20 protein-coding genes and 2 tRNA genes are annotated in these 22,514 nt (G+C 66.2%); 13 read left to right on the top strand and 9 right to left on the bottom strand.

All coding sequences use genetic code 11. The annotated features are described in order from the left end of the window. Positions 1–128: 128 nt before the first annotated feature. Positions 129–1,112 carry a TauD/TfdA dioxygenase family protein gene (locus AAFP30_RS28095; protein ID WP_419233353.1) on the bottom strand — a complete coding sequence of 328 codons (984 nt, stop codon included), beginning with the start codon at positions 1,110–1,112 and terminating at the stop codon, positions 129–131. A gap of 121 nt (positions 1,113–1,233) precedes the next feature. Further along, positions 1,234–3,576: an arylsulfatase gene (locus tag AAFP30_RS28100; RefSeq protein ID WP_419233354.1), complete on the bottom strand. Its 2,343-nt coding sequence runs from the start codon at positions 3,574–3,576 to the stop codon at positions 1,234–1,236. A gap of 167 nt (positions 3,577–3,743) precedes the next feature. On the opposite strand from AAFP30_RS28100, the gene AAFP30_RS28105 reads away from it, so the two are divergent. Genes AAFP30_RS28105 through AAFP30_RS28120 form a run of 4 tightly spaced genes read left to right on the top strand, consistent with a single transcriptional unit; the run spans position 3,744 to position 8,875 of the window. Then, positions 3,744–5,339: an ABC transporter substrate-binding protein gene (locus AAFP30_RS28105; protein WP_419233387.1), complete on the top strand. Its 1,596-nt coding sequence runs from the start codon at positions 3,744–3,746 to the stop codon at positions 5,337–5,339. A 5-nt stretch (positions 5,340–5,344) separates the two neighbouring features. Continuing rightward, positions 5,345–6,304 carry an ABC transporter permease gene (locus tag AAFP30_RS28110; RefSeq protein ID WP_419233355.1) on the top strand — a complete coding sequence of 320 codons (960 nt, stop codon included), beginning with the start codon at positions 5,345–5,347 and terminating at the stop codon, positions 6,302–6,304. Then, positions 6,301–7,224, top strand: coding sequence for an ABC transporter permease (locus AAFP30_RS28115; RefSeq protein WP_419233356.1), 924 nt, complete (start codon positions 6,301–6,303; stop codon positions 7,222–7,224). The genes AAFP30_RS28110 and AAFP30_RS28115 overlap by 4 nt, the downstream gene beginning before the upstream one ends. Before the next feature lie 4 nt (positions 7,225–7,228). Continuing rightward, on the top strand, positions 7,229–8,875 hold the full coding sequence (locus AAFP30_RS28120; protein WP_419233357.1) for a dipeptide ABC transporter ATP-binding protein: 1,647 nt from the start codon (positions 7,229–7,231) through the stop codon (positions 8,873–8,875). Here AAFP30_RS28120 and AAFP30_RS28125 read toward each other — a convergent pair. Continuing rightward, complete coding sequence (locus AAFP30_RS28125) at positions 8,866–9,534, bottom strand: TetR/AcrR family transcriptional regulator (protein WP_419233358.1); 669 nt, start codon at positions 9,532–9,534, stop codon at positions 8,866–8,868. The genes AAFP30_RS28120 and AAFP30_RS28125 overlap by 10 nt on opposite strands. 100 nt (positions 9,535–9,634) lie before the next feature. Here AAFP30_RS28125 and AAFP30_RS28130 point away from each other — a divergent pair, with 100 nt between their 5' ends. Next, positions 9,635–11,149: a DHA2 family efflux MFS transporter permease subunit gene (locus AAFP30_RS28130; RefSeq protein ID WP_419233359.1), complete on the top strand. Its 1,515-nt coding sequence runs from the start codon at positions 9,635–9,637 to the stop codon at positions 11,147–11,149. Between the two features lie 91 nt (positions 11,150–11,240). Here the strand turns inward: AAFP30_RS28130 and AAFP30_RS28135 are convergent, their stop codons facing one another. Further along, complete coding sequence (locus AAFP30_RS28135; protein ID WP_419233388.1) at positions 11,241–12,494, bottom strand: HNH endonuclease; 1,254 nt, start codon at positions 12,492–12,494, stop codon at positions 11,241–11,243. A 423-nt stretch (positions 12,495–12,917) separates the two neighbouring features. Next, a tRNA-Ile gene (locus AAFP30_RS28140) sits at positions 12,918–12,989 on the bottom strand. 496 nt (positions 12,990–13,485) lie between these two features. Between AAFP30_RS28140 and AAFP30_RS28145 the strand changes: the two genes are divergently transcribed. Both AAFP30_RS28145 and AAFP30_RS28150 read left to right on the top strand, forming a co-directional pair. Next, entirely contained in the window at positions 13,486–13,836 is a 351-nt protein-coding gene (locus AAFP30_RS28145; RefSeq protein ID WP_419233360.1) for a UBP-type zinc finger domain-containing protein, read from the top strand. Beyond that, positions 13,833–14,276, top strand: coding sequence for an N-acetyltransferase family protein (locus AAFP30_RS28150; RefSeq protein WP_419233361.1), 444 nt, complete (start codon positions 13,833–13,835; stop codon positions 14,274–14,276). Before AAFP30_RS28145 ends, AAFP30_RS28150 begins: the two co-directional genes overlap by 4 nt. Before the next feature lie 28 nt (positions 14,277–14,304). On the opposite strand, the gene AAFP30_RS28155 is transcribed toward AAFP30_RS28150, so the two are convergent. After that, positions 14,305–14,376: transfer RNA gene (locus AAFP30_RS28155), tRNA-Gln, on the bottom strand. Between the two features lie 46 nt (positions 14,377–14,422). Further along, positions 14,423–15,178 carry an SDR family oxidoreductase gene (locus AAFP30_RS28160; RefSeq protein ID WP_419233362.1) on the bottom strand — a complete coding sequence of 252 codons (756 nt, stop codon included), beginning with the start codon at positions 15,176–15,178 and terminating at the stop codon, positions 14,423–14,425. A 103-nt stretch (positions 15,179–15,281) separates the two neighbouring features. Here AAFP30_RS28160 and glmU point away from each other — a divergent pair, with 103 nt between their 5' ends. Both glmU and AAFP30_RS28170 read left to right on the top strand, forming a co-directional pair. Continuing rightward, complete coding sequence (gene glmU, locus AAFP30_RS28165) at positions 15,282–16,787, top strand: bifunctional UDP-N-acetylglucosamine diphosphorylase/glucosamine-1-phosphate N-acetyltransferase GlmU (RefSeq protein WP_419233363.1); 1,506 nt, start codon at positions 15,282–15,284, stop codon at positions 16,785–16,787. A gap of 6 nt (positions 16,788–16,793) precedes the next feature. Then, a complete protein-coding gene (locus AAFP30_RS28170; RefSeq protein ID WP_419233364.1) occupies positions 16,794–17,771 on the top strand; it encodes a ribose-phosphate diphosphokinase in 978 nt (325 codons plus the stop codon). Here the strand turns inward: AAFP30_RS28170 and AAFP30_RS28175 are convergent, their stop codons facing one another. Then, positions 17,772–18,335 carry a hypothetical protein gene (locus AAFP30_RS28175; protein WP_419233365.1) on the bottom strand — a complete coding sequence of 188 codons (564 nt, stop codon included), beginning with the start codon at positions 18,333–18,335 and terminating at the stop codon, positions 17,772–17,774. It abuts the gene before it with no gap. Between the two features lie 65 nt (positions 18,336–18,400). On the opposite strand from AAFP30_RS28175, the gene arsC reads away from it, so the two are divergent. Next, the gene (arsC, locus tag AAFP30_RS28180; RefSeq protein WP_419233366.1) at positions 18,401–18,742 is read left to right on the top strand and encodes an arsenate reductase (glutaredoxin); all 342 of its coding nucleotides are present in this window, start codon (positions 18,401–18,403) and stop codon (positions 18,740–18,742) included. 9 nt (positions 18,743–18,751) lie between these two features. Here the strand turns inward: arsC and AAFP30_RS28185 are convergent, their stop codons facing one another. After that, positions 18,752–19,189 (bottom strand): limonene-1,2-epoxide hydrolase family protein, encoded by a 438-nt coding sequence (locus AAFP30_RS28185; RefSeq protein ID WP_419233367.1) that lies wholly within the window; start codon positions 19,187–19,189, stop codon positions 18,752–18,754. A 200-nt stretch (positions 19,190–19,389) separates the two neighbouring features. Between AAFP30_RS28185 and AAFP30_RS28190 the strand changes: the two genes are divergently transcribed. From AAFP30_RS28190 to AAFP30_RS28200, 3 genes are read left to right on the top strand one after another with little or no spacing between them, the layout of a single operon-like run. Then, entirely contained in the window at positions 19,390–20,025 is a 636-nt protein-coding gene (locus AAFP30_RS28190) for a 50S ribosomal protein L25/general stress protein Ctc (protein ID WP_419233368.1), read from the top strand. A gap of 15 nt (positions 20,026–20,040) precedes the next feature. Next, positions 20,041–20,607: an aminoacyl-tRNA hydrolase gene (gene pth, locus AAFP30_RS28195; protein WP_419233369.1), complete on the top strand. Its 567-nt coding sequence runs from the start codon at positions 20,041–20,043 to the stop codon at positions 20,605–20,607. 52 nt (positions 20,608–20,659) lie between these two features. Continuing rightward, entirely contained in the window at positions 20,660–22,477 is a 1,818-nt protein-coding gene (locus tag AAFP30_RS28200; protein ID WP_419233370.1) for an SLC13 family permease, read from the top strand. Positions 22,478–22,514: the final 37 nt, after the last annotated feature.

A 22,514-nucleotide genomic window follows, 5' to 3' on the forward strand; every position in this document is an offset into this window, starting at 1 on the left:
TTTTGTTTTCGCTGATCGAGTAAGCCCGCGAGCTTGCGAGCGAGCGCATCGAGATCGACGTGAACGTGGCCTCGATGCGCTCGTCGCAAGCTCCTCACTTACTCGACCAGCGGAAAATGCTCGTCGGGTCAGGCCGCGTAGACCGCCAGCCGCCGGGAATCCTCGACTCCTGAGTAGTGCGAGGCGTCACCGAGGAGAACCTGGCTCGACGAGCCGTTCACGTCGACGGGAACGTCGCCGGCGAGGGTGATCCGGTGCAGTTCACGCTTCTGGTTGCCGTAGTCGGCGATGCCGTAGTGCTGGGTTGCCCGATTGTCCCAGATGACCACGTCGCCCAGGCTCCAGTTCCAGCGGAAGGTGTTTTCCAGCTTGGTGATCCGCGCCTGGAACAGCTGGTAGAGCGACTCGAACTCGGATGACTTGAGTCCGCGGAATTCCTTGGTGAAATGACCGAGCAACAGGCTGCGCTCCCCCGTCTCCGGGTGGACCCGCACCACGGGATGCAGGGTCTGGTACTCGGTGCTGGTGAACTCCTTGTAATGCTCGGTCTTGCTCGCCACGTCCACACCGCCGGACGGTTCCTTCTGCGACACATAGTCGTACAGGTTGGTGTGGGTGGCCCACAGTTCTTCGGCCAACGCACGCAACGGCTTCGGCAGCTGCTCGTAGGCGGCGACCGTCGACGCGAAGGTGGTCGCGCCACCGTAGGCCGGCAGGGTCACCGCCCGCAGGATCGATGCCTTCGGGATGCGGTCGACGAAGGTGACGTCGCTGTGCCAACTGTTGGCCGCACCTTCGATGGTGAGCAGCTGCGATCCGCGGGAGGTGACGGTCGGATGCGGGGCGGTCGGCTCACCGAGCAGGTGCGCGAACGCGTACTGCGCGTCGTCGTCGAGGTGTTGCTGGCTGGTGAACGCGATCGCCTTGTTGACGGCGAGTGCAGTGCGGATGGCCTCGACCTGTTCAGGTGCCAGGTCACCGGACAGCGTGACCCCGGAGATGCGCGCACCGATGTGTTCACCGAGCTTCTCGACGCTGATACCGGCGTCGGCGTACACGCGCTGTGCTGCCTGCTCCCGGTCGGTACGATCGTCGATTTGCGCCAATGTCATGAGATTTCCTTACTTTTCGTTCGACGGATGTCGTGGACTGCCTAGGGCGTGTCTCCCAGCCGATTTCATCACCGCCCGGCCCGCAGGCCGAGGCATTGACTCACGGTGATTTGAATACGGATCAGTCAGCGGCAAGCTCCGCCGCTTCGGCGATCTCGCGCCGCACCGGTGCCGGTACCCGGACGGCGCCGGGGCGATAGGTGACCGACCGGAGCGTCGCACCAAACCGGAAAACTCCACGGCGACGGCGCAATTCGACGTCGACGGGGCCGCGGGCGTCGAGCCCGACCGAGATGCCGGTCCACGGCGCCATGCCGACGAGCTGGAACTGGTCGGCGAGCGTCGCCACAACGATGGTGTCATCGCCACTGGTTGCCTCGATGGTGAAATCCCACCGCACCTGCGGAGTTGCGCCGGCCCGCAACGTCACCCGGGTGGTGCCTGCCGGCAGCCGGCCCGCCACCCGGCTGATCCGCCCGTAGCTGTTGAAGACGAAATGCGCACTGCCGCCCTCGATGTAGAGCAGATACCCGCCCTGCTGGTCGCCGTGCGCGACGAGCACTCCCTCATCGGCCGCAGTCCAGCCACTCAGTTCCGCCTCGACATCGAAGTCCCGGTAGGCGATGAGCCGGCTCGACCGGTACCGCTCGAGGGTAGGGGTGCCGGACAGGAGGCGGACCGGTTGTCCGTAGCTGTCCTCGGCCGGTCGTCGTCGTGCCAGTGCGGCGGGGTTGTCGACGAGCGGGAACACGGTGTTGTGCCAGGCCGCATGGTCCCAGGCCGCGGCGAGCTCGGCGACCTTCTCCGGGTAGGCGTCGGCCAGGTCGTGGGTTTCGGCCGGGTCGAGGGTGACGTCGAAGAGTTGCCATCGCGGATCGTCGACGGACTGCGGATCGGTGTGCAGCGACAGGAGTTTCCAGCCGTCGCGATAGAAGCCGCGGTGGCCACCGAACTCGGCGTACTGCTCGGTGTGCGGGGATTCCGCCCTCGGGTCGCGGAGTATGTCGGCGATGCTCACGCCGTCGCGGTCCTGCGCGGGTCGGCCGTGGCGCTCGCTGGGCGTGGGTACTCCGGCGAGCTCGAGAAGGGTGGGCGCGAGGTCGGTGACGTAGGAGAACTGGCGGCGGACACCGGTATCGCCGGCCGCGCGCTGCAGTCCGGCGGGCCACGAGAGGAGGAACGGGACTCGCACGCCACCGGCGAAGGTCTGGCCCTTGTAGAACCGGAACGGGGTGTTCGACGCCTGCCCCCAGCCGCGTGGGTAGTGTACGCCGAGCGCCGCGGAGCCGATCAGCTCCTCGTCGTGCGGCACGTCACGTTCCCAGTCCGGCGGGACCGGACCGTGCACGAATTGGCTGAAGTACGACCGTGTTCCGACCGGACCGCCTTCGGCGGTCGCCCCGTTGTCGGAGGTGAACACGATGATCGTGTTGTCCAACTCCCCCAACTCCTCGAGGGTGTCGATGATCCGCCCGACGCTCTGGTCGACGCTGTCGACCATCGCTGCGTACACCTCCTGGTAGCGCTGATAGCGCTGCTGTTCCTCCGCCGTCAGGTCGGCCCACGGCGGTGCGTCGTATCCGGGTTCGGTGTTGCGGGGCGCGATCGGTGTGTTCTCGTCGAATAGTCCTTCGGCGATCTGCCGTTCGAAGCGCTTCTCCCGCACCTCATCCCAGCCTTGGGCGTAGCGGCCGCGGTAGCGCTGCAGGTCACTGTCCTTGACCTGATGGGGGCCGTGCATGGCGATATGGGCAAAATACAGGAAGAACGGCTTGTCGGCGTCCTGGGCGCGCAAGGCCTTGATCTGGCCGATGGCGCGATCGGTCAGGTCGTCGGTGACGTAGTAGTCCTCGGGATACTCGTCGACGTCGACGACGGAGTTGTCGGCGATGAGCTGATTAGGGTAGAAGAACGAGTTGAGGCCCTCCAGCGACCCGTAGTAGCTGTCGAATCCCCGCTGCAGCGGCCAGGAATCTCGCGGTCGTCCCGGGCCCATGTTGGCGTCCCGGACCAGGTGCCACTTGCCGATGGCGTATGTCGCATAACCACCCTCCCGCAGGATCTCGGGCAGGGTCAGCACGTCGTCGGCGAGCTCGAGACGCAGGCCCGGGAAACCGGGATCCGAGTTCGCGACGCTGCCGTAGCCGGCCCGGTGCGGATTCAGACCGGTGAGGAGCGCGGCGCGGGCCGGCGAGCAGACCGGAGTCGTGTGATAGTTGCTCAACCGAAAGCCGCTCTGCGCCAGCCGATCGAGGTTCGGCGTGTCGATTTCGGCGCCGAAGGGCGAAATGTCGGAATACCCCATGTCGTCGATCAGCACCACGACGATGTTCGGGGCGTTCGTTTGTGCCGACTGCTCCGCCGGCCACCAGGGCGTCGACTGTGACGTCGTGCGGGCGATGTCACCGCCGAAGTCGTCGTAGCCGCGGGCGTGGGCTGGGATGCCGTTGTGCGTGTTCGTCATTCATTCTCCTCTGGGGTGCGAGCGGGGACGCTGCCGGAGATATGAGCTCATGTCAAGGATTCCGCGACAACAAAATCAAACAGTTGGAGGTAGGCCGCCGTGTGCCCGACGATGTTCCTCGATTCTCGGTGCACCGCGCCGTCAGACGAGGAAGGTCGATGCAACAGATGTCCCGACGACGCGTGCTCGCCGCATGCCGCGCCTTCGCCTTGGCCGTCACAGTCACGGTGCTGGCCGCCGGCTGTGAATCCGCAGTATCTCAGCAAGACACTTCGACGACATCGAAACTTGCTGCCGGACAACCCGTCCCGCAGGGCGGAAATCTCCGGGTGGGATTGCTGGGCGACCTGTCACCCAAGGCCTTCCTGCAGATCGGCACCGGTTCGATGAACGGGCAGGTCGTGGCGAATGTCTTCGACACCCTGATCCGCTATTCCCGCGACGACCTCACCGTGCGGCCCGCGCTGGCCACCACGTGGCAACTCGCACCCGACGGCCGCTCACTCGCCCTGGGCCTGCGCTCCGACGTCACCTACCACGACGGTCGGCCGTTTGTCTCCGCCGATGTGGAGAACTCGATCAAGGCCTATCTCGGCGGGCCATGGACCCCGCAGTTCAAGCGGACCGCCGCGGCGATCACCGGATTCGATACCCGGGATCCGCATCGGATCGTGCTGAGTTTCGCCCATCCACTGAGCAATATCTTCGATCTCCTCGACTCGGCGCCGATTATCGACCAGCGGACGCTGCCGGAACTCAAGGCGGGCACCGAGTTCAACGGGACCGGGCCGTTCACCTTCGAATCCTGGCAACCGAGTTCGTCAGTGAAGTTGGTCCGCAACGAAAAGTATTGGGGCGGTGCACCGCCACTGCAGTCGGTGACCTTCACCGTCGCCTCCGACCAGCAGTCGCTCTACACGCGGCTGCGCACCGGACAGCTCGACGTCGTGTCAGGACTGAACTATCACGATCAGGAGTTGGCCACCGGCCGTTACGGATTCAGTGAGATCACCTGCACCGGAGCCGAGGCCCAAGAATATGTTGGTATCAACGTGACCAATCCGGCACTGTCGGATGTTCGCATCCGCAAGGCGATCGCCTACGCCCTCGACCGGCCGCGCATCATCAACGACGTCTTCCGCAAGAGCGGATATGTGGTCAATCTGCCGTGGCCGAAGTGGTCTCCGGCCTATGTGCCCGAGGCCAATTCGACCTACACGCGGGATCTGGACAAGGCTCGTCAGTTGGTGGCCGCGCACGGCCCGGTACCGCCGCTGACCCTGGACTACTCGACGCAGGGCGTCGATCGGGTGGTCGGCGAGATCGTCCAGTCGAACCTGGCCGACATCGGGATCACCGTGAAGTTGGTGCCCAATGATCAGACCCAGCAGTCGTCGAAGCTGATCGGCGGCAAGTTCGAGTCGCTGTGGCTGCTGCAGCATGCGTTTGCCCAGTTCACCCCGTCGACTCTGGCCGTCTCGGCCTATCCGTTCAACGGCGCGAAGAACTCGTCGAACTACCAGAATCCGACCTATGCACAAGCGGCGAATGCGGCATGGCAGACGGCGGATCCGACGTCGCCGGCCGCGCTCGCCGCCTACCGACAACTCGACCGCTCGATGCTCGACGACCTGTTCCTGGTGGAGATCGGGGTGGTCTTCCCGAAGTTCGCCGCCGCCCCGTCGGTCGGCGGCATCGACTGGGATCGTCGCGCCCAGATGCATTTGGCCGGAACCTATCTGTCCACACAAGGAAAGCAATAACTACGATGACCGGTTACCTCGTCCGGCGAATCCCCACAGCCCTGATCGTGTTGGTGATCGCCTCCCTGTTGATCTTCTCGATCCTGCGGCTGATCCCAGGTGGCCCCGAATCGGCGTTGGCCGGCCCGGATGCGACCCCGGCCGATCTCGCCGCCATCCGCCATGACCTCGGTCTGGATCGAAGTTTTGTGGCCCAATACTTCTCGTGGATCGGCGGAGTCGTCACCCTCGACTTCGGCAAGAGCTACCAGGTCGGCGGCAGCATCGGCGGACTGATCGCCTACGGGCTCGGCAATACGCTGATCCTGACCATCTCGGCGCTTGTGGTGGCGGTCGTGCTGGCGCTGGCGTTGAGCCTGGCGGCGACGATCTTCGACAACCGTTACCTCAATGCCGTTGTCACGGGTATCAATGCGCTCGCGATCCCGCTGCCCACCTTCGTGGTCGGCACGCTGCTGATCCTGGTGTTCGGGGTACGCCTGCGCTGGCTACCCGCCGGTGGCACTCCGCCGCACGGATTCACCGACAGCCTGCAGATCAGCTCGCAGTACATCCTGCTGCCCGCACTGACTCTCGGCCTGCCGGCCGGGGCGCTGCTCGCCCGCTTCCTCACCGAAGCGCTGCGGACCGAGTTGCGCCAACCGTATGCGACCACCGCGCGATCCCTCGGTGTGCCGCACCACACCATCGTCCTGCGGTACGCATTACGCAATGCCCTGCCGTCGACGCTCACCGCGTTGGGTATCACGGTCGGCGGACTCCTCGGCGGTGCGGTGCTGGTGGAGGCCATCTTCGGCTGGCCGGGCCTCGGATTGCTCACCGAGGAAGGTATTTTCACCCGCGACTATCCGCTCGTGCAGGTCCTGGTGCTGTTGTCGGTCACGGTGTTCGTCGTGATCCAACTCTGCGCCGACGTCCTGCACGCCTGGCTTGATCCTCGAATCCGATTGGGAGCAGCACAATGACAACCCCTGCCACCCCGACACGCACCACTGATGCGGTCGGCGCCCTAGCCGACATCGAACCCGGCCTGCTGCCGGAGAGTCCTGACGACCGGGAGCGAACCGCGACCCGGGTGCCACTGTGGCGCAGCCTGACCCGTGGAACCGGACTGGTCGGCACCATCCTGGTGCTCGTGGTGATCGTGCTGGGGCTGGCGGCTCCGTTGCTGGCTCCGTACGGACCGCAACAACAGATCGACGGCGCCTACCTGTTGCCGCCGAGCGGAAGTCACTGGTTCGGTACCGACGACGTCAGCCGTGACGTGTGGTCGCGGGTGCTCTACGGCATCCGCATCGACTTGCTGATCGTGTTCATCGCCGTTCCGGTCGGTGCGCTCGCCGGCACCCTGGCCGGCCTGCTGACCGTCACCAATCCGGTGTCCGATGTGGTGGCCCAACGTATCTTCGACGTGATCCTCGCGTTCCCCGCATTGATCCTCGGTATCGCACTCACCGCGATCCTCGGACCGGGAGCGGTCACCGTCGGTCTGGTGATCGGTCTGGCCGAGATCCCGATCTTCGGCCGACTCACCCGGACGGCCGTCTTGCGGGTGCGTGAGATGCCCTATGTCGAGGCGGCGCGGGTCAGTGGCGCCACCCAGTCGCGGATTCTGCTCCGTCACGTTCTACCCAATTCGGTTGAGACGCTGGGTGTCCAGTTCGCGCTGTCGCTGTCCCTGGCGGTCTTCATCGAGGGTGCACTCGGCTTCCTCGGGGTCGGCGTCAGCGCCCCCACCCCGTCGTTGGGGTCGGTGCTGGCCGCAGGCAACGGCTACCTCGAGACCAACCCGTGGTTTTCCCTGGCACCGTTGATCGTGATCTCCGCGTTGGTGCTCGGGTTCTACCTGATCGCCCAATCCATCTCCAGCGACCGAAGGATCTGACACCGTGACCACCAACCCTGCGCTCGAGGTCACCGATCTGCGCGTGACCTTCGACTACCCGCGCCCCGCCGTGGCCGGCATCAGCTTGCGCGTCGACCGCGGCCAGATCGTCGCCCTCGTCGGCGAATCCGGCTCCGGCAAGACCATGACGGCCCGGGCCGCCATCGGCCTGCTCCCGGACACCGCGGTGGCCACCGGATCGGTCCGCGTGGGCGGACTCGAGGTACTCAATCGACCCGAGCGGGAACTGAATTCGATCCGCGGCGACCAGGTCGCGATGGTCTTCCAGGAGCCCCAGACCGCGCTGAACCCGGTCCGTACGGTGGGTTGGCAACTGCAGCAGGCGATCCGCACCCATCAGCAGGTGACGAAGGCGGAGGCGAAACGACGCGCCGTCGAACTTCTCACGCTCGTCGAGATACCGGAACCCGAAGTGCGCGTGAACTACTACCCGCATCAGCTGTCCGGTGGCCAGAAGCAGCGCGTCGTCATCGCACTGGCGCTGGCCAACGATCCGGTGTTGCTGCTCGCCGACGAACCGACCACCGCCCTCGACGTGTCGGTCCAGCGCGACATTCTCGACCTCCTGGTCCGCCTGCGGGACCGTACGCAAGCCGGAATCCTGTTGATCACCCACAATCTCGGGGTGGTCGCCGATATCGCCGACCAGGTGGTGGTCGTCCAGCTCGGTGAGGTCGTCGAGCAGGCCGAGGTGCATGAACTGTTCGCCAATCCCACCCAGCCCTACACGCGGCAATTGCTTGCCGCGGTGCCGAAGTTGCCCGAGGCAGCCGACGACGCAGCGTCGGCGCAAGCCGCGGAAACCATCACCGGACCGATCCTGGAGGTCGAGTCGGTGACGGTGACCCATCCGGGTCGCCTCGGCACCAAGCCCCTTGTCGCGCTGTCCGGCGTGTCGTTGACCGTGGCGCCTGGTGAGGTCGTCGGCGTGGTTGGTGAATCCGGTTCCGGCAAAACCACATTGGGCCGCACCATCGGTGGTTTGCTGCCGTTGTCGGCCGGCCGGATCCGTATCGACGGCCAGGACATCTCGACCATCCCGCGGTCTCAGCTGCGTGCGGTCCGACGCAAGGTCGCCTTCGTGCCGCAGGATCCGGCCGCGTCGCTCGATCCGCGATTCACCGTCCGCGAATCCATCCGAGAACCGTTGGAGATCCAAGACATCGGCGACCGTGCATCTCGCGACCGCCGGGTCGCCGAACTCTTGACCGCGGTGCACCTGCCGACGTCATTTGCCGCCCGACTCCCCCACGAACTCTCCGGCGGACAGCGGCAACGTGTGGCGCTCGCCCGCGCCCTCTCGGCCGAGCCCGGCCTGTTGATCGCCGACGAACCGACCAGTGCGCTCGACGTGTCGGTCCAGGCGCGCGTGCTCGAGTTGTTCGAGGAACTCCAGCGCGAGTTCGGGTTCGCCGCCGTGTTCATCAGTCATGACCTCGCGGTGGTGGAGCAGGTCGCGGACCGGGTCATCGTGCTGCGCGAGGGTCGTGTGGTGGAGAGCGGCGACGCACGGACCGTACTGACCGCACCGACCGACGCCTACACCAAGACGCTGATCGACGCGGTCCCCTACCCGGACCCGGTGATCCAGCGGGGTCGTCGTGCCGAGTCGGTGGCAAGTCAGCGCTGAGATTTTTTGCGCCGCTGAATCTCTCGGATCTGGTCGTCGGTGAGCGCGGGGACGGTGAACTCCACTCGCCCGTCCGCGCGGATGCCGTCGAGGATCAGTTCCAGATAGCGCTGCCACGCGCCGGGCACTATCGGCTCGGTCTTCTCGCCGATCGCCGCGAGCATTGTCAGCACGCCGAAGAAGTCCGTCGACGCCAGCTCCGGCCGTAGCACGCCCGCGGCCTTGGCCCGCTCGTAGACCTGCGTCAGCTGTGTGGTCAATACCGCCTTGGTCGCCTCGATGTCGGGATGCGAGTGGTCGATCTGCATGATGACCGCCGCCAGGCCTCGATCGGTGGCCATCGACGACGCCATCAGCGTCAGCAGATCGACCACCGCCTGCCATGGGTCCGGGCTGTCCAATGCGCCGCGCGCGGCCTCGGCCACCCGCGCGAGATGCTCGGTCAGCACGCCGACGATGAGCTCGTCGCGATTGGCGAATCGTCGGTAGACGGTGCCGACACCCACGCCGGCGTGCGAAGCGACGTCGTCGAGCGTGACGTCGAGTCCGCGCTCGGCGAACAGCTCGCGGGCGGCCTCGAGGATGCGTAGCCGATTGCGTTCGGCGTCGGCACGCAGCTTCGGGCGCCCGGCATCGGCGGCGGGCGGAGAGGTAACCATGATCACAGCCTATCAAGTGGAGGAACAAACTCCGGTTGGTCTACGTTGGCCACCAGTAACCGGAGGAAATACCTCCGACTAAGACTGATCGGAGGCTCGCATGAGCACTGCTCTCTCCGAACTCGACGGCGGCGCCGTCGAGAAGGAATCGGAATCGGCGCGGCATCATCGCCTGCGCTGGGTTGTGCTGGGCGTTCTCGCCCTCGCGCAGCTGATGGTCGTGCTCGACGCGACCATCGTGAACATCTCGCTCCCGCACGCGCAGGCCGCGCTCGGGTTCGACAACGCCGACCGCCAGTGGATCGTCACCGCATATGCGCTGGCCTTCGGCAGTTTGCTGCTGCTTGGCGGCCGGCTGTCTGATCTCTGGGGCCGCAAAATCACGTTCATCATCGGCCTCGTCGGTTTCGCCGCGATGTCGGCGATCGGTGGTGCCGCGGTGAGCTTCGAGATGTTGGTGGCCGCTCGCGCCGGCCAGGGTGTCTTCGGCGCTCTCCTCGCGCCTGCCGCGCTGTCATTGTTGACGACGACCTTCACCGACCCCGCCGAACGCGGTCGCGCATTCGGCATCTTCGGTGCCATCGCCGGTGGCGGTGGCGCGCTCGGCCTGCTGCTCGGCGGCATGCTGACCGAGTGGGCCAGCTGGCGCTGGTGCCTTTACGTGAACGTCCCGATCGCCATCATCGCGCTGGTCGGTGCGGTGCTGTTCATCGGTGCCCAGCGGTCCGAGCATCGTCCGAAGCTGGACATCCCCGGCGTCGTCCTGGTGTCCACCGCATTGTTCTCGATCGTCTACGGCTTCTCCAATGCGGAGACCAACGGCTGGGCCGACTGGGCGACCATCACCTGGCTCGTCTCCGGCGCGGTCCTGCTGGCAGCATTCGTTTGGTGGCAGTCGCGGGCCGAGCATCCGCTGCTCCCGTTGCGCGTCATCGCCGACCGCACTCGGGCCGGCTCCTATCTGGTGGTGTTCATCGCCGGGATCGGCATGTTCGGCATCTTCCTGTTCCTGACCTACTACCTGCAGCAGAACCTCGGGTTCAGCCCGATCCGTACGGGTCTCGCGTTCCTCCCGATGATCGGCATGCTGGTGGTTACCGCGACCACCGCGACCGGTGTGCTGCTGCCGCGGTTCGGTCCGCGCTGGCTGATGGCCTCGGGCATGATGATCGCCGCGGGCGGCATGGTGCTGCTTACCCAGATCACCGAAACCAGCTCGTATGCAACGCATGTGTTGCCCGCACTGTTGGTGCTGGGCGTGGGTATCGGCGCGTCGATGGCCCCGGCCATGCAGGGCGCGATCTCCGGAGTGTCGTCCGACGACGCCGGTGTCGCCTCGGCCACCGTCAACACCATGCAGCAGGTCGGCGGTTCGGTGGGCACGGCGCTGCTGAGCACCATCGCAGCGAGTGCGGCGTCGTCGTACGCCACCACCCACGCGATGCACGTGATCAACCCGGCCGAACTCGCCCAGCTGGCGGCGGTGCACTCCTACACGACCGCATTCTGGGTCGCGGCAGCAGTGTTCGCGCTCGGCAGCGTGATCGCGGCGGTCGTGGTCCGCGGCGGGAAACTGCCGGCGGCGGCACCCGACGCGGTTGCCATGGCGCACTAGGCAATAACCGGATCTGAGTAAACGCTCGGGTTCCTCCCAACCGCTCACTTTGCACGGTGAGCGTTGGGTGGGAGCCCGAGCGTTTGCGTTATCAGGCGACCGCGAGCCATTGATGGAATCGAATCTCGGCGCGGCTGATGGTAGCCGGTCGGTGACCAATCGCAGCCGGCGCCGTCGTCGTGTGACTACCGCCGGTCGGCGTGGTCACCTCCATCGTGTGCCGCCCACCCGACTCGACGACGTAGTAGCTCCACCCGGGCATCTCCTTGGCGCGGTTGTGCACTCGACAGCACCCGTCGGCGTTGTCTGCACTCGTCGCACCGCCTTCGGCGTGCGCACGGGCGTGGTCGATCTCCGCGATCGCGTTGCCGCAGTATGCGGTGCGACACCACTTGTCACGCACTCGGACCAGGTGCGCCAACGCCTTCGGGAAGGCTCTGGCCCGTGATTCCATGGAGACGAGTGCGCCGTCGTCGGGTCGGGTAAACAGTCGCCGCAGCGTCGTCTCGGTCTCCGCGAAATCGAGACCGTCGACGATCATCTGCCGCGCCATGGCAGCCGGGATCGGACCGTGGCCCGGGATCTCGGCGACCTCATCACTGAGGCCCAGCAGCGCATCGGTGGAGACGACGAGGTCCACGGCCACCGGAACCGCCTGCGCGGCAGCCTGTCCGGTGATTCGTTCGACGAGCGTGTCGGCCATGATCTGGTCTCGAGTGCGCTCATCGCCACCGACCACACTGTCCGCGTGCTGTTTCAACGCCGCGTACACCGCGACACCCTGCTTCATCGGTAGTAGTGCGGTCACATTGGCCATCAGGTCAGGAGCGGGGCGACTGGTGACGCGACGATGCTTCTCGGCCTTGGCCGCACGTCCAACCACCGCGTGCGGATCGAGCTCGTAGGCATGTTTCTTCGCTTCGGCCTCGATCTGCTTGTCGCTCTTGCCGATCAGCGATCCGGGGTCGGCGCACATCCGACGGTCGATCTCCCCGCGGGCCTCGCGGGTGAGATACCCGGTTTCGCGCACAAGAATGGTCGCCCGCCATTCGGTGAGCACACCGGTCTCCAACGCGGACATCGTGTGTGGCATCTCGGTCATGGCTCGGGCGAACCCGAGGTACTGCGCCCCCTTCTGCGGAGAAGCCTTGCGTGCCAGGCCAATCTCCGCCGAGAGTCCACGCCCCTGCCGAGCCTTGGGGACCTTGCGGGCGACCTCGTCGGCGTTGCGCAGGTCGTCGAGGCGACCGGCCTCACGAGCCTGCGCCGCGGTCGCCGCGGACTTGATCTCCTCGAGAACGGTCAATCGTTGCGCCGCCTGCGATTCGGTGTCGGCCGCGGGCATCGCCACCAGATCCGTGATCAGACCGCGCAGATCGTCGTCGGTTGCCAGTATCGGAACCACCCCCAAATGGTTATCGAATGTATGTTCGAGTGTACCAAATGTGCTGGACCTCAGCAAGATTGAATGTTGAGCGGGGTGAGACCACCCCCGCTCGACGACCGGCCTTTTGTCGGATCATGGATTCCCGACGTGTCCACGGAGTCGCCCCCGTATCCGGTCACACCGGGTTGCTTACGGCAACCACTCGTAACGCTGCGCCCTACTCCGCGGGGGTCGGAACCAACAACGGGAGCTACCCCCTGGTGGGTCCTACTGCCGCACGAACACCGGCCGCCTTGCGGGCTGCGCGGTGCCCCGGTTCAGATCACTCCGCCGGGGATTGCGGTGCTGTCGGATCGCAGCGAGGAAAGGCTTTTGCTTGAAGGAACAACGCAGGAGTCGAACCCGCTACCTCATTGTTATCAGCAATGTGCTCTACCGTTGAGCTTGTTGCACTCGACTGACGATGTGCTTTCCCGAAGAGTTCCGACGGCTTTTGACCGTCAGAATGCTCCACACCGTCGCGCGTGGCTGCCACAACTTATGCGCTCTCGTCCGTTCACCGATCCGCCGACCGATCTCCCGGAGTCGTGGAAAGTGCCCTAGCCTGGCGGACTCGGACCATCCTTCCTCGAAACCCGCTGGCGTGCCTCATACTTGGTGTTCGGTGCCGACGCCGCGCCGCGTCGCGTCGACGTGAGGGTGAGCACTTGCCGTCCCCTCCCGAACGTACTCGGCCCGCTGTGGCACCGGATCTGATCCCGATACCCGTTCGCGAGAACCGTGCATGGTGGTACCGCCGTGCGGTGGCGGCAGGTTGTCACCCTGCCTTTCCCTGAGTCTCCCCGGGTTATCGGGCCATGCCCCTTTGCTTTTGGAACTCTCAGGAGAGTAGGCCGACCGCTACATCACGTCAACGTCTTTTCTTGACCACCGCCGGTAGCCTGAGAACATGGCCACCGACAACCCGCTCGATCCGACCATCCCGCCGTCCGGAACCGGCTGCGCCGACTGCCTCGCGACCGACAACGGTTGGTGGGTGCACCTGCGACGTTGCGCCGCTTGCGGACACGTCGGCTGCTGCGACAGCTCACCCGCCCAGCACGCGTCCGGCCACGCCGCCGCAACCGGACACCCCTACGTCCAGAGTTTCGAACCGGGCGAGGACTGGTTCTGGGACTACTCGTCCAACGAGTTCGCGCAGGGACCCGAGTTGTCCGCGCCGACAAGCCATCCCGCCGATCAGCCGATTCCCGCCCCGGCGGACCGGATTCCGGCGAACTGGCAGGAGCTACTGAATTGACCATCGAACCGCTCACCACCGCCGACCGAGACGAATGGCTCCCCCTCTGGCGGGGGTACCTCGAGTTCTACCGACACTCGCTGTCCGACGAGCAGACCGCGCTGACGTTCAACCGTATTCTCGATCCCGGGTTTGCCATGTGGGGTGCCATCGCGCGCGACGATGCCGGACGCGCTGTCGGCTTCGTCCACTGGCTGACCCACTCGTCGACGTGGAGTGAAGCACCGTACTGCTACCTCGAAGATCTGTTCGTCGCCCCCGACGCCCGAACCTCCGGCACTGGGCGGGCGCTGATCGAACATGTGACGAATTGGGCGAGCACGCAGGGCATTCCCAAGGTGTATTGGCAGACCGCCGTCGACAACTCCACGGCGCGGGGCCTGTACGACAAGGTGGCCACCACCGGATTCGTCGTCTACGAGATCGATCTGCCGGCCTGACCCTGCCGCGCTAACACGAATGAAGAAGCTCCCCCACCAGGACTCGAACCTAGAATGCCTGAACCAAAATCAGAAGTGTTGCCGATTACACCATGGGGGATTACTGCGCAGACGATTGTGCCACAACCGTCTGCGCACGCACGAAATCAGTCCTTCGGACCGCCGGCGACGTAGACGACCTGTCCGGACACGAAGCCCGCGCCCTCGCTGATGAAGAACGATGCGGTGTGGGCGATGTCCTCGGGGACGCCGGTGCGGTTGACCGGGATCTGCGACGCGGCAGCCTTCTTGAAGTCCTCGAACGGCACGCCGATGCGCTCGGCGGTGGCGGCGGTCATCTCGGTCTCGATGAAGCCGGGGGCGATCGCGTTGGCGGTGACACCGAAGCGGCCGAGTTCGATGGCGAGGGTCTTGGTGAAGCCCTGCATACCGGCCTTGGCGGCGGAGTAGTTGGCCTGGCCACGGTTGCCCAGCGCCGAGGTGCTCGACAGGTTCACGATACGGCCCCAGCCGGCGTCGACCATGTACTTCTGGGCGGCCTTGGTGACGTTGAAAGCGCCACGCAGGTGCACGGCCATGACCGAGTCCCAGTCGTCGACGGTCATCTTGAACAGCATGTTGTCGCGGATGATGCCGGCGTTGTTGACGACGACGGTCGGCTCGCCGAGTTCGGCGACGATCTTCTCGATCGCGGCGGCCACCGACTCTTCCTTGGACACGTCGGCGCCGACGGCGATGGCCTTGCCACCCGCGTCGGTGATGGCCTTGACGGTGTCGGCGCAGGCGTCCGCGTCGAGGTCGAGCACGGCGACGGCCAGTCCGTCCGACGCCAAGCGCTTGGCGACGGCGGCACCGATGCCCCGCGCCGATCCGGTGACGATGGCGGTCTTCTGTGTGGTCATGGGCGGTACCTCCATAGGTCCGGGACAGTGTCGAGGTGTTCCCATGCTTTCTATCAGGCCCGATCATTCGCTCGGTCGGCGCGTGGCGCTAACATCGGACCCCATGACGGAAACGTCCACAGCGCATACCGCGGTGATCGTCCTCGCCGCCGGCGCCGGTACGCGAATGAAGTCCGCGACCCCGAAGATCCTGCATGAAATCGGTGGTCACTCGCTGGTCTGCCACGCGCTGCGCGGCGCCTCGGCCCTTGAGCCCGACCATGTCATCGCCGTCCTCGGCCACGAGCGCGACCGCATCCGCGGCCCCGTCGACGAGATCGCGGCCAACATCGGCCGCACCATCCTCACCGCCGAGCAGGAGCAGCAACTCGGCACCGGCGACGCCGTCCGTGCCGGCCTGCTCGCCGTACCCGACGATTTCACCGGCACCATCCTCGTCACCCCCGGCGACGTCCCGCTGCTCGACGGCGACACACTGGCCGCAGTGCTGGCGACCCACCGGGCGGGCGGCGGCGCAGCGGTGACGTTGACCACGTTCGTCTCGGCCGATCCCACCGGCTACGGGCGCATCCTGCGCACCGCCGACGGGCTCGGCGTGCGCGCGATCGTCGAGGAACGCGACGCGACCTTTGAGCAGCGCGCGATCGCCGAGGTGAATGCCGGCGTCTACGCCTTCGACTCCGACACCTTGCGGTCGTCGCTGTCACAGCTGTCGACGAACAACGCGCAGGGTGAGTACTACCTCACCGATGTGGTCGCGATCGCCCGCGCAGCAGGCCGGACCGTGCGCGCCCACACCGTCGACGACCCGTATCTGGTCGCCGGGTGCAATGACCGTGCCCAGCTCTCCGAGCTCGCCGCCGAACTCAATCGGCGGATCATCCGACGCCATCAGCTGGCCGGGGTCACCGTGGTGGATCCGGCCACCACCTGGATCGATGTCGACGTGACGTTCGGCACCGACGTCCGCATCGAGCCGGGCACCCAACTGCAGGGAGCCACCAGCATCGCCGACGACGCCGTCATCGGACCCGACTCGACGCTGCGCGACATCATCGTCGGCGAAGGCGCCTCGGTGATCCGTACCCACGGCAGCGAGTCGGAGATCGGGGCCCGCGCCACCGTCGGACCGTTCGCCTATCTACGGCCGGGCACCCGACTCGGCGTCGGCGGCAAGATCGGCACGTTCGTCGAGACCAAGAAGGCCGACATCGGCGCGGGCTCCAAGGTGCCGCACCTCACGTACGTCGGCGACGCGACCATCGGCGAGCACTCCAACATCGGCGCGTCCAGCGTGTTCGTCAATTATGACGGCGTGGCGAAGCACCGTACCGTGATCGGGTCCCACTGCCGCACCGGTTCTGACAACATGTTTGTCGCACCCGTGCAGGTCGGCGACGGCGCCTACACAGGTGCGGGTACGGTTTTGCGCGACAACGTTCCGCCCGGTGCACTTGCGGTGTCGGCGGGGCAACAACGAAATATCGAGAACTGGGTGACACGGAAGCGCCCGGACACCGAGTCGGCTCGCGCCGCACTCGAGGCCCTCGACTCCGATCACCGTACGAACGAACAGCCCGCCGACGGACCGCATACATCGGAGAAGTAGAGATTCATGACCTGGACCACGGACAATCAGAAGGCCCTGATGCTGTTCTCGGGGCGCGCGCACCCGGAACTCGCCGAGGCGGTCGCCGACGAACTCGGCATCAAGGTGACCCCGCAGACCGCACGTGACTTCGCCAACGGCGAGACCTTCGTGCGTTACGAGGAGTCGGTGCGCGGATCGGATGCGTTCGTCCTCCAGAGTTGCCCATTCCCGCTCAATCAGTGGGTGATGGAAGCGCTCATCATGATCGACGCGCTCAAGCGCGGATCGGCCAAGCGCATCAGCGTGATCCTGCCGTTCTACCCGTACGCCCGTCAGGACAAGAAGCACCGCGGCCGCGAGCCGATCTCCGCGCGTCTGATCGCCGACCTGCTGCAGACCGCGGGCGCCGACCGCATCATCACCGTCGACCTGCACACCGATCAGATCCAGGGTTTCTTCGACGGCCCGGTCGACCACATGCACGCCCTCGGACAGCTCTCCGACTACGTCCGCCAGAGTTACGGCACCGACAACATCGCGATCGTCTCCCCCGACTCCGGTCGTGTGCGGGTCGCGGAGAAGTGGGCCGATGCCCTCGATGGCGCGCCGGTCGCGTTCATCCACAAGACCCGTGACCCGATGGTCGCCAATCAGGTTGTCGCTCATCGTGTTGTGGGTGAGGTCGAGGGCCGCACCTGCGTGCTGATCGACGACATGATCGACACCGGCGGCACCATCGCCGGCGCGGTCTCCAAGCTCAAGGACGCCGGTGCCGGTGACGTCGTCATCGCCACCACCCACGCCGTGTTCTCCGATCCGGCCACCGAACGCCTCGCCAACTGTGGCGCCAAAGAGGTCATCGCCACGGACACGCTGCCGATCCCCCCGGAGAAGCGCTTCGACAACCTCACCGTGCTCTCGATCGCTCCGCTGCTGGCGCAGACCATCCGCGAGGTCTTCGAGAATGGTTCGGTGACAAGCCTTTTCGACGGAATCGCGTAACTAGTCCAGCGGATGGGGGTGGCGGGCCCGCGCACGGACCCGCCACCACACGATGCCGCCGGGAATCGCGATCAGCGCGGCGATCGCGACGAACACCGCGATCACCGTCGGCGCCGGGCTGCGTTCGGATTCGGCGGTGTACGGCGGAATGTTCGCGCCCGCGTACTCCACGGCGTCGTCGAGGCCGATTGCGGTGTTGTCGCACAACGACGCTCCCCACTCTCCGTCCGCCGCGGCCAGGCCGCCAGGAGTGTGCCCGAGCACCAGCATCCGCTCCTTGTCGAGTTCGAGCTCGAGTCCACAGGCCGCCGAGTTCGACGACGTGAGGACCGTGATCGTCTGCGGCACACGCGCTTTATAGCTGTCACGCACCTCGAACCGATAGCGCACCGCAGTGCCGTCGACCTCTCGGGACACCGGCGTGCCCACCACGATCGCCGACGCATCCTTGACCACCGCCGCGGCGGGACGCGGCACACACGTGCACGCGCACGCAGTGCCGGGCGCAATCAAGAAGAGTCCACCCATCGCGAGCAACACGACGACCACACGCACCAGTGTCATGCGGCCAACCGTAATGCGACAAGACGTGCCGGACGGTGACATTGGCGCGAGTACTGTGATGTCTCGTGGATGCGACGATCTATCACAATCCGAAGTGCTCGACCTCACGCAAGGCGCTCGAGAAGCTCCGCGAGGCCGGCATCGAACCGACCATCGTCAGATATCTCGACGAGCCGTACTCGCGGGAGCAGCTGACGCAACTGTTCGCCGACGCGGGACTCACCGCCCACGAGGCGGCCCGCAAACGCGAGGCCCGCTACAAGGACCACGACCTCGCGTCCGCGAGCGAAGACGAGCTGCTCACCGAGATGGTGGCGCATCCGGTCCTCGTGGAACGACCATTCGTGGTGACCGACAAGGGAACCCGACTCGCCCGTCCACTCGAGAAGCTCGACGAGATCCTCTGAGTCCCGGGGTTACACCGGGCTCGGCGCGGGTAGCCGGCGTTGGATGGACGGCACCGCCGCCGCGGCAAGTCCCCGGACCATTCCCTTGGTGAAGTCGAAGTAGTCGAAGTAGTCCCGCCACACGGCGATTCGGCCCTCGACGATCTCGAAGCGACCGCATACCCAGAACTGGATCGCGACCCGCCCGATGCGCAGTTCGTCGATACGTTCGGTGAGCACCACCGGGCCGTCGGCGGAGACGTTGAGCATCCGGTAGTTGAAGCCGTAGCGCCCGCCGTCCATACGCGCGAACACCTTGGCCACCTTCCGTTTTCCCCGAACGGTGGGCAACGAGACGTTGGTGTAGGCGATGTCGTCATCGATGTCGGCCATGGCGGCGTCGATGTTTCCGCGGGCGAACTCGTCGAGGGTCCTGGTGACGATCTCGATGGGCGTCTGGGAGGTCATGAGGTCAGTATGCTAGCCTGGTTGCCGTTGTCTCGGCGAGGGTGAGCTATCACCGTTATCGGCGCGACCAAACGACGATCTCCTCCGCGGGTGTTCGCATCACCTGCCATGTGGTGGTTTCTGCTGGTTGACGCCGTGTGCCGCGACCGAACCACCGACAGTCGCAGTCCATCCGGGGCTGCCCCGACGAGGAGAACACGATGGCAACTCAGACGCCGAAGCTCGCAGTCCAGGTCCGCACCGACAAGGGTAAGGGCGCCGCCCGCCGCACCCGCCGCGAGGGCAACGTCCCCGCCGTGCTCTACGGCCACGGCACCGACCCGCAGCACCTCACCCTCCCGGCGCGCGACCTCGCCACCATTCTGCGTAACAACGGCACCAACGCCGTCATCGACCTCGACATCGAGGGCACCAGCCAGCTCGCGCTGACCAAGCAGGTCGACGTCCACCCGATCCGCAGCTACATCGAGCATGTCGACCTGCTCGTCATCCGCCGCGGCGAGAAGGTGACCGTCGAGGTCAACGTCGTCGTCGAGGGCGACGCCGCACCGGGCACCCTGGTCGTCCAGGACGCCAACACCATCGAGATCGAGGCCGACGCGTTGTCGATCCCCGAGCAGATCACCGTCAGCGTGGAGGGCAAGGAAGCCGGGCTGTCCGTGCACGCCGGCGACGTCGAGCTGCCCGAGGGCGTCACCCTGATCACCGATCCCGAGGCGCTCGTCGTCGCGGTCAACGAGGCCCCGACCGCTGCCGACCTCGAGGAAGAGGCCGTTGAGGCCGGCGCCGAGGTGCCCACCGAGGGTGACGAGTCGGCCGACGAAGCCGCCGAGTAATTCCCCCTCGATCAGGTGAAATTGATTGTCGGACTGGGTAATCCCGGTCCGAAATACGAGAAGACGAGGCACAACATCGGCGCGATGGTCGCCGATGCCCTCGTCGCCTCGGCCGGCGAGCGGTGGAAGGTGCACAAGAAGTCGGGTGCCGACGCCGCACCGATCACCCTCGCCGGCCAGCAGGTGCTCGTCGCCAAACCTCGTGTCTACATGAACGAATCGGGCCGACAGGTGGGACCGCTGGCGAAGTTCTATTCGGTCGCGCCCGCCGATCTCATCGTCCTGCACGACGAACTCGACATCGACTTCGGTCTGGTGCGCCTCAAGCAGGGCGGCGGCGAAGGCGGCCACAACGGGCTGCGATCGATCAGCCAGGTCATCGGCACCCGCGACTACCTGCGGGTGCGCCTGGGCATCGGCCGCCCGCCCGGCCGCCAGGACCCCGCCGACTTCGTGCTCAAACCTTTCCCGTCGTCGGCGCGCGCCGAGGTCGATCTGTTGATCGGCAACGGCGTCGACGCCACCGAACAACTCGTCGCCTACGGTCTCGAAGCCGCCCAGAACGTCGTCCACGCCTGGTGACCATCCGCGCCCATCGCCTGCGGGCCGGGGATTGCGGTGCAACGATGATGCGGTGTCTGACGCCACGCTGACCCTGCTCATCCTCGCGGTCACCGTCGCCCTGTTCGTCTGGAATCGACTGTCGGTGGGGGTCGTCGCCATCGCGTCGGCGTTGGCCCTCTACTTCTGCGGACTCATCGACCTCGCCGGGCTGACCGGCGGTCTCGGCGAGAACGTCATCGCTTTCATCGCGGCCTTGTTCGTGGTCAGTGAAGGTCTCGAGGCGTCCGGGATCACCGCATGGGCGGGGCGACTGCTGACCCGGGTCGCCGGTGACACCCGTATCCGGGCGCTCGCCGCCATCTGCGCACTCGCCGCCGTCCTGGCCGCGCTGATCACCATCAACGGGGCGGCTGCCGCACTGGTACCGGTCACCGTGTCGGTCGCCCGACATGCAGGGCTGCTGCCGTCGAAGGTCCTGATCCCGCTGGCCTACGCGTGCAGCGCCGGGTCGATGCTCACGCTCTCCGGCAGCCCGGTCAACGTCATCATCAACGACGCCGCGCGCGATGCCACCGGCAACGACTTCGGCTACTTCGAGTTCGCGGTCGTCGGTATTCCGCTGGTGCTGTTCACCTTCGGGATCATCGCCCTGCTCGGCGACCGCCTGCTCCCCACCCGCGAATCCACCGCCCTGCCCACTGACTTCAGCAACTATCTGGGCACCGTTGTGGATCACTACGGGCTGGAGGACCGCATCTACCGACTGCACGTCGGACCCGACTCGGCCTGTCTCGGTCGCCGGGTGCAGCACCCGATCAGCGACGACACCGATGTGGACGCGATCGCCGTGCAGGGTGGCCGCTCCTCGGCCGTGCTTCGCGACGGCGACCTGCTCGAGGACGGTGACGTGCTCGTGGTGTCCGGGCCGGGCTCCGCGGTGGAGCAACTCGCCCGGGAGAACTCCCTCACGATCGAGGACGTGACCGGCCGGCACAGCGCCAGTGGCCGGCTCGTCGACCGCGACATGGGGATCAGCGAAGTGGTGATCCCGCCGCGGTCGTCGTGGATCACCACTTCAGCCTTCCCGGGCATGATCCGGGCCGACGACGGCCTGCTCGTTTTGTCGATCCGGCGACGTAACCGCGACATCGGCACCCGCGTGGTGAACCTGACCGAAGGCGACACCCTGCTGGTACATGGCCCATGGCGGGCGATCGACGCCCTCGCCGAGGATCAGCAGGTGCTGGTGGTGGCGTCGTCGGAGGAGCTACGACGACAGACGGTCGCGCTCGGCCGGAGCGCACCGCGGGCCGGGGCGATCGTCGTGGTGATGATCGCGCTGTTGGCGACGGGACTGGTGCCGGCGGTGGTGGCGGGTCTGCTCGGGGCCTGCGCGATGGTCGCGACTGCGGTCGTCACTCCGGCGCAGGCGTATCGGGCGATCTCCTGGCAGACGATCGTGCTGATCGCCGCGCTGATCCCGATGTCGACGGCCGTCACCGACAGCGGCGCCGCCGAGATGATCGCGCGACCCATTGTCGATCTCGTCGCTGACCGCAGCCCCTACCTGCTGCTCGTGGTGTTGTTCCTGCTCACAGCGATTCTGGGGCAATTCATCAGCAATGCGGCGACGACGCTGATCGTGATCCCGATCGCGCTGGCGGCGGCCGCCGACGTCGGGGTGAGCGCGCAGCCGATCCTGATGCTGGTGTGTACCGCCGCGGCCGCCGCGGTGCTGACCCCCATCGCGACGCCCGCCAACATGATCGTGATGAACCCCGGCGGATACCGATTCGGGGATTACTGGCGGCTCGGCGTGCCGATCATGGCCGCGTGGCTGGTCGTGGCGCTGATCGTGATCCCCACGGTGTGGCCGCTGTCGGGTTGAACGGATCGACACTTAGACTCGCGAAAAGGCCACTCGA

Source organism: Gordonia sp. CPCC 205515 (assembly GCF_048537925.1).
In the GTDB taxonomy this organism is placed as follows: domain Bacteria; phylum Actinomycetota; class Actinomycetes; order Mycobacteriales; family Mycobacteriaceae; genus Gordonia.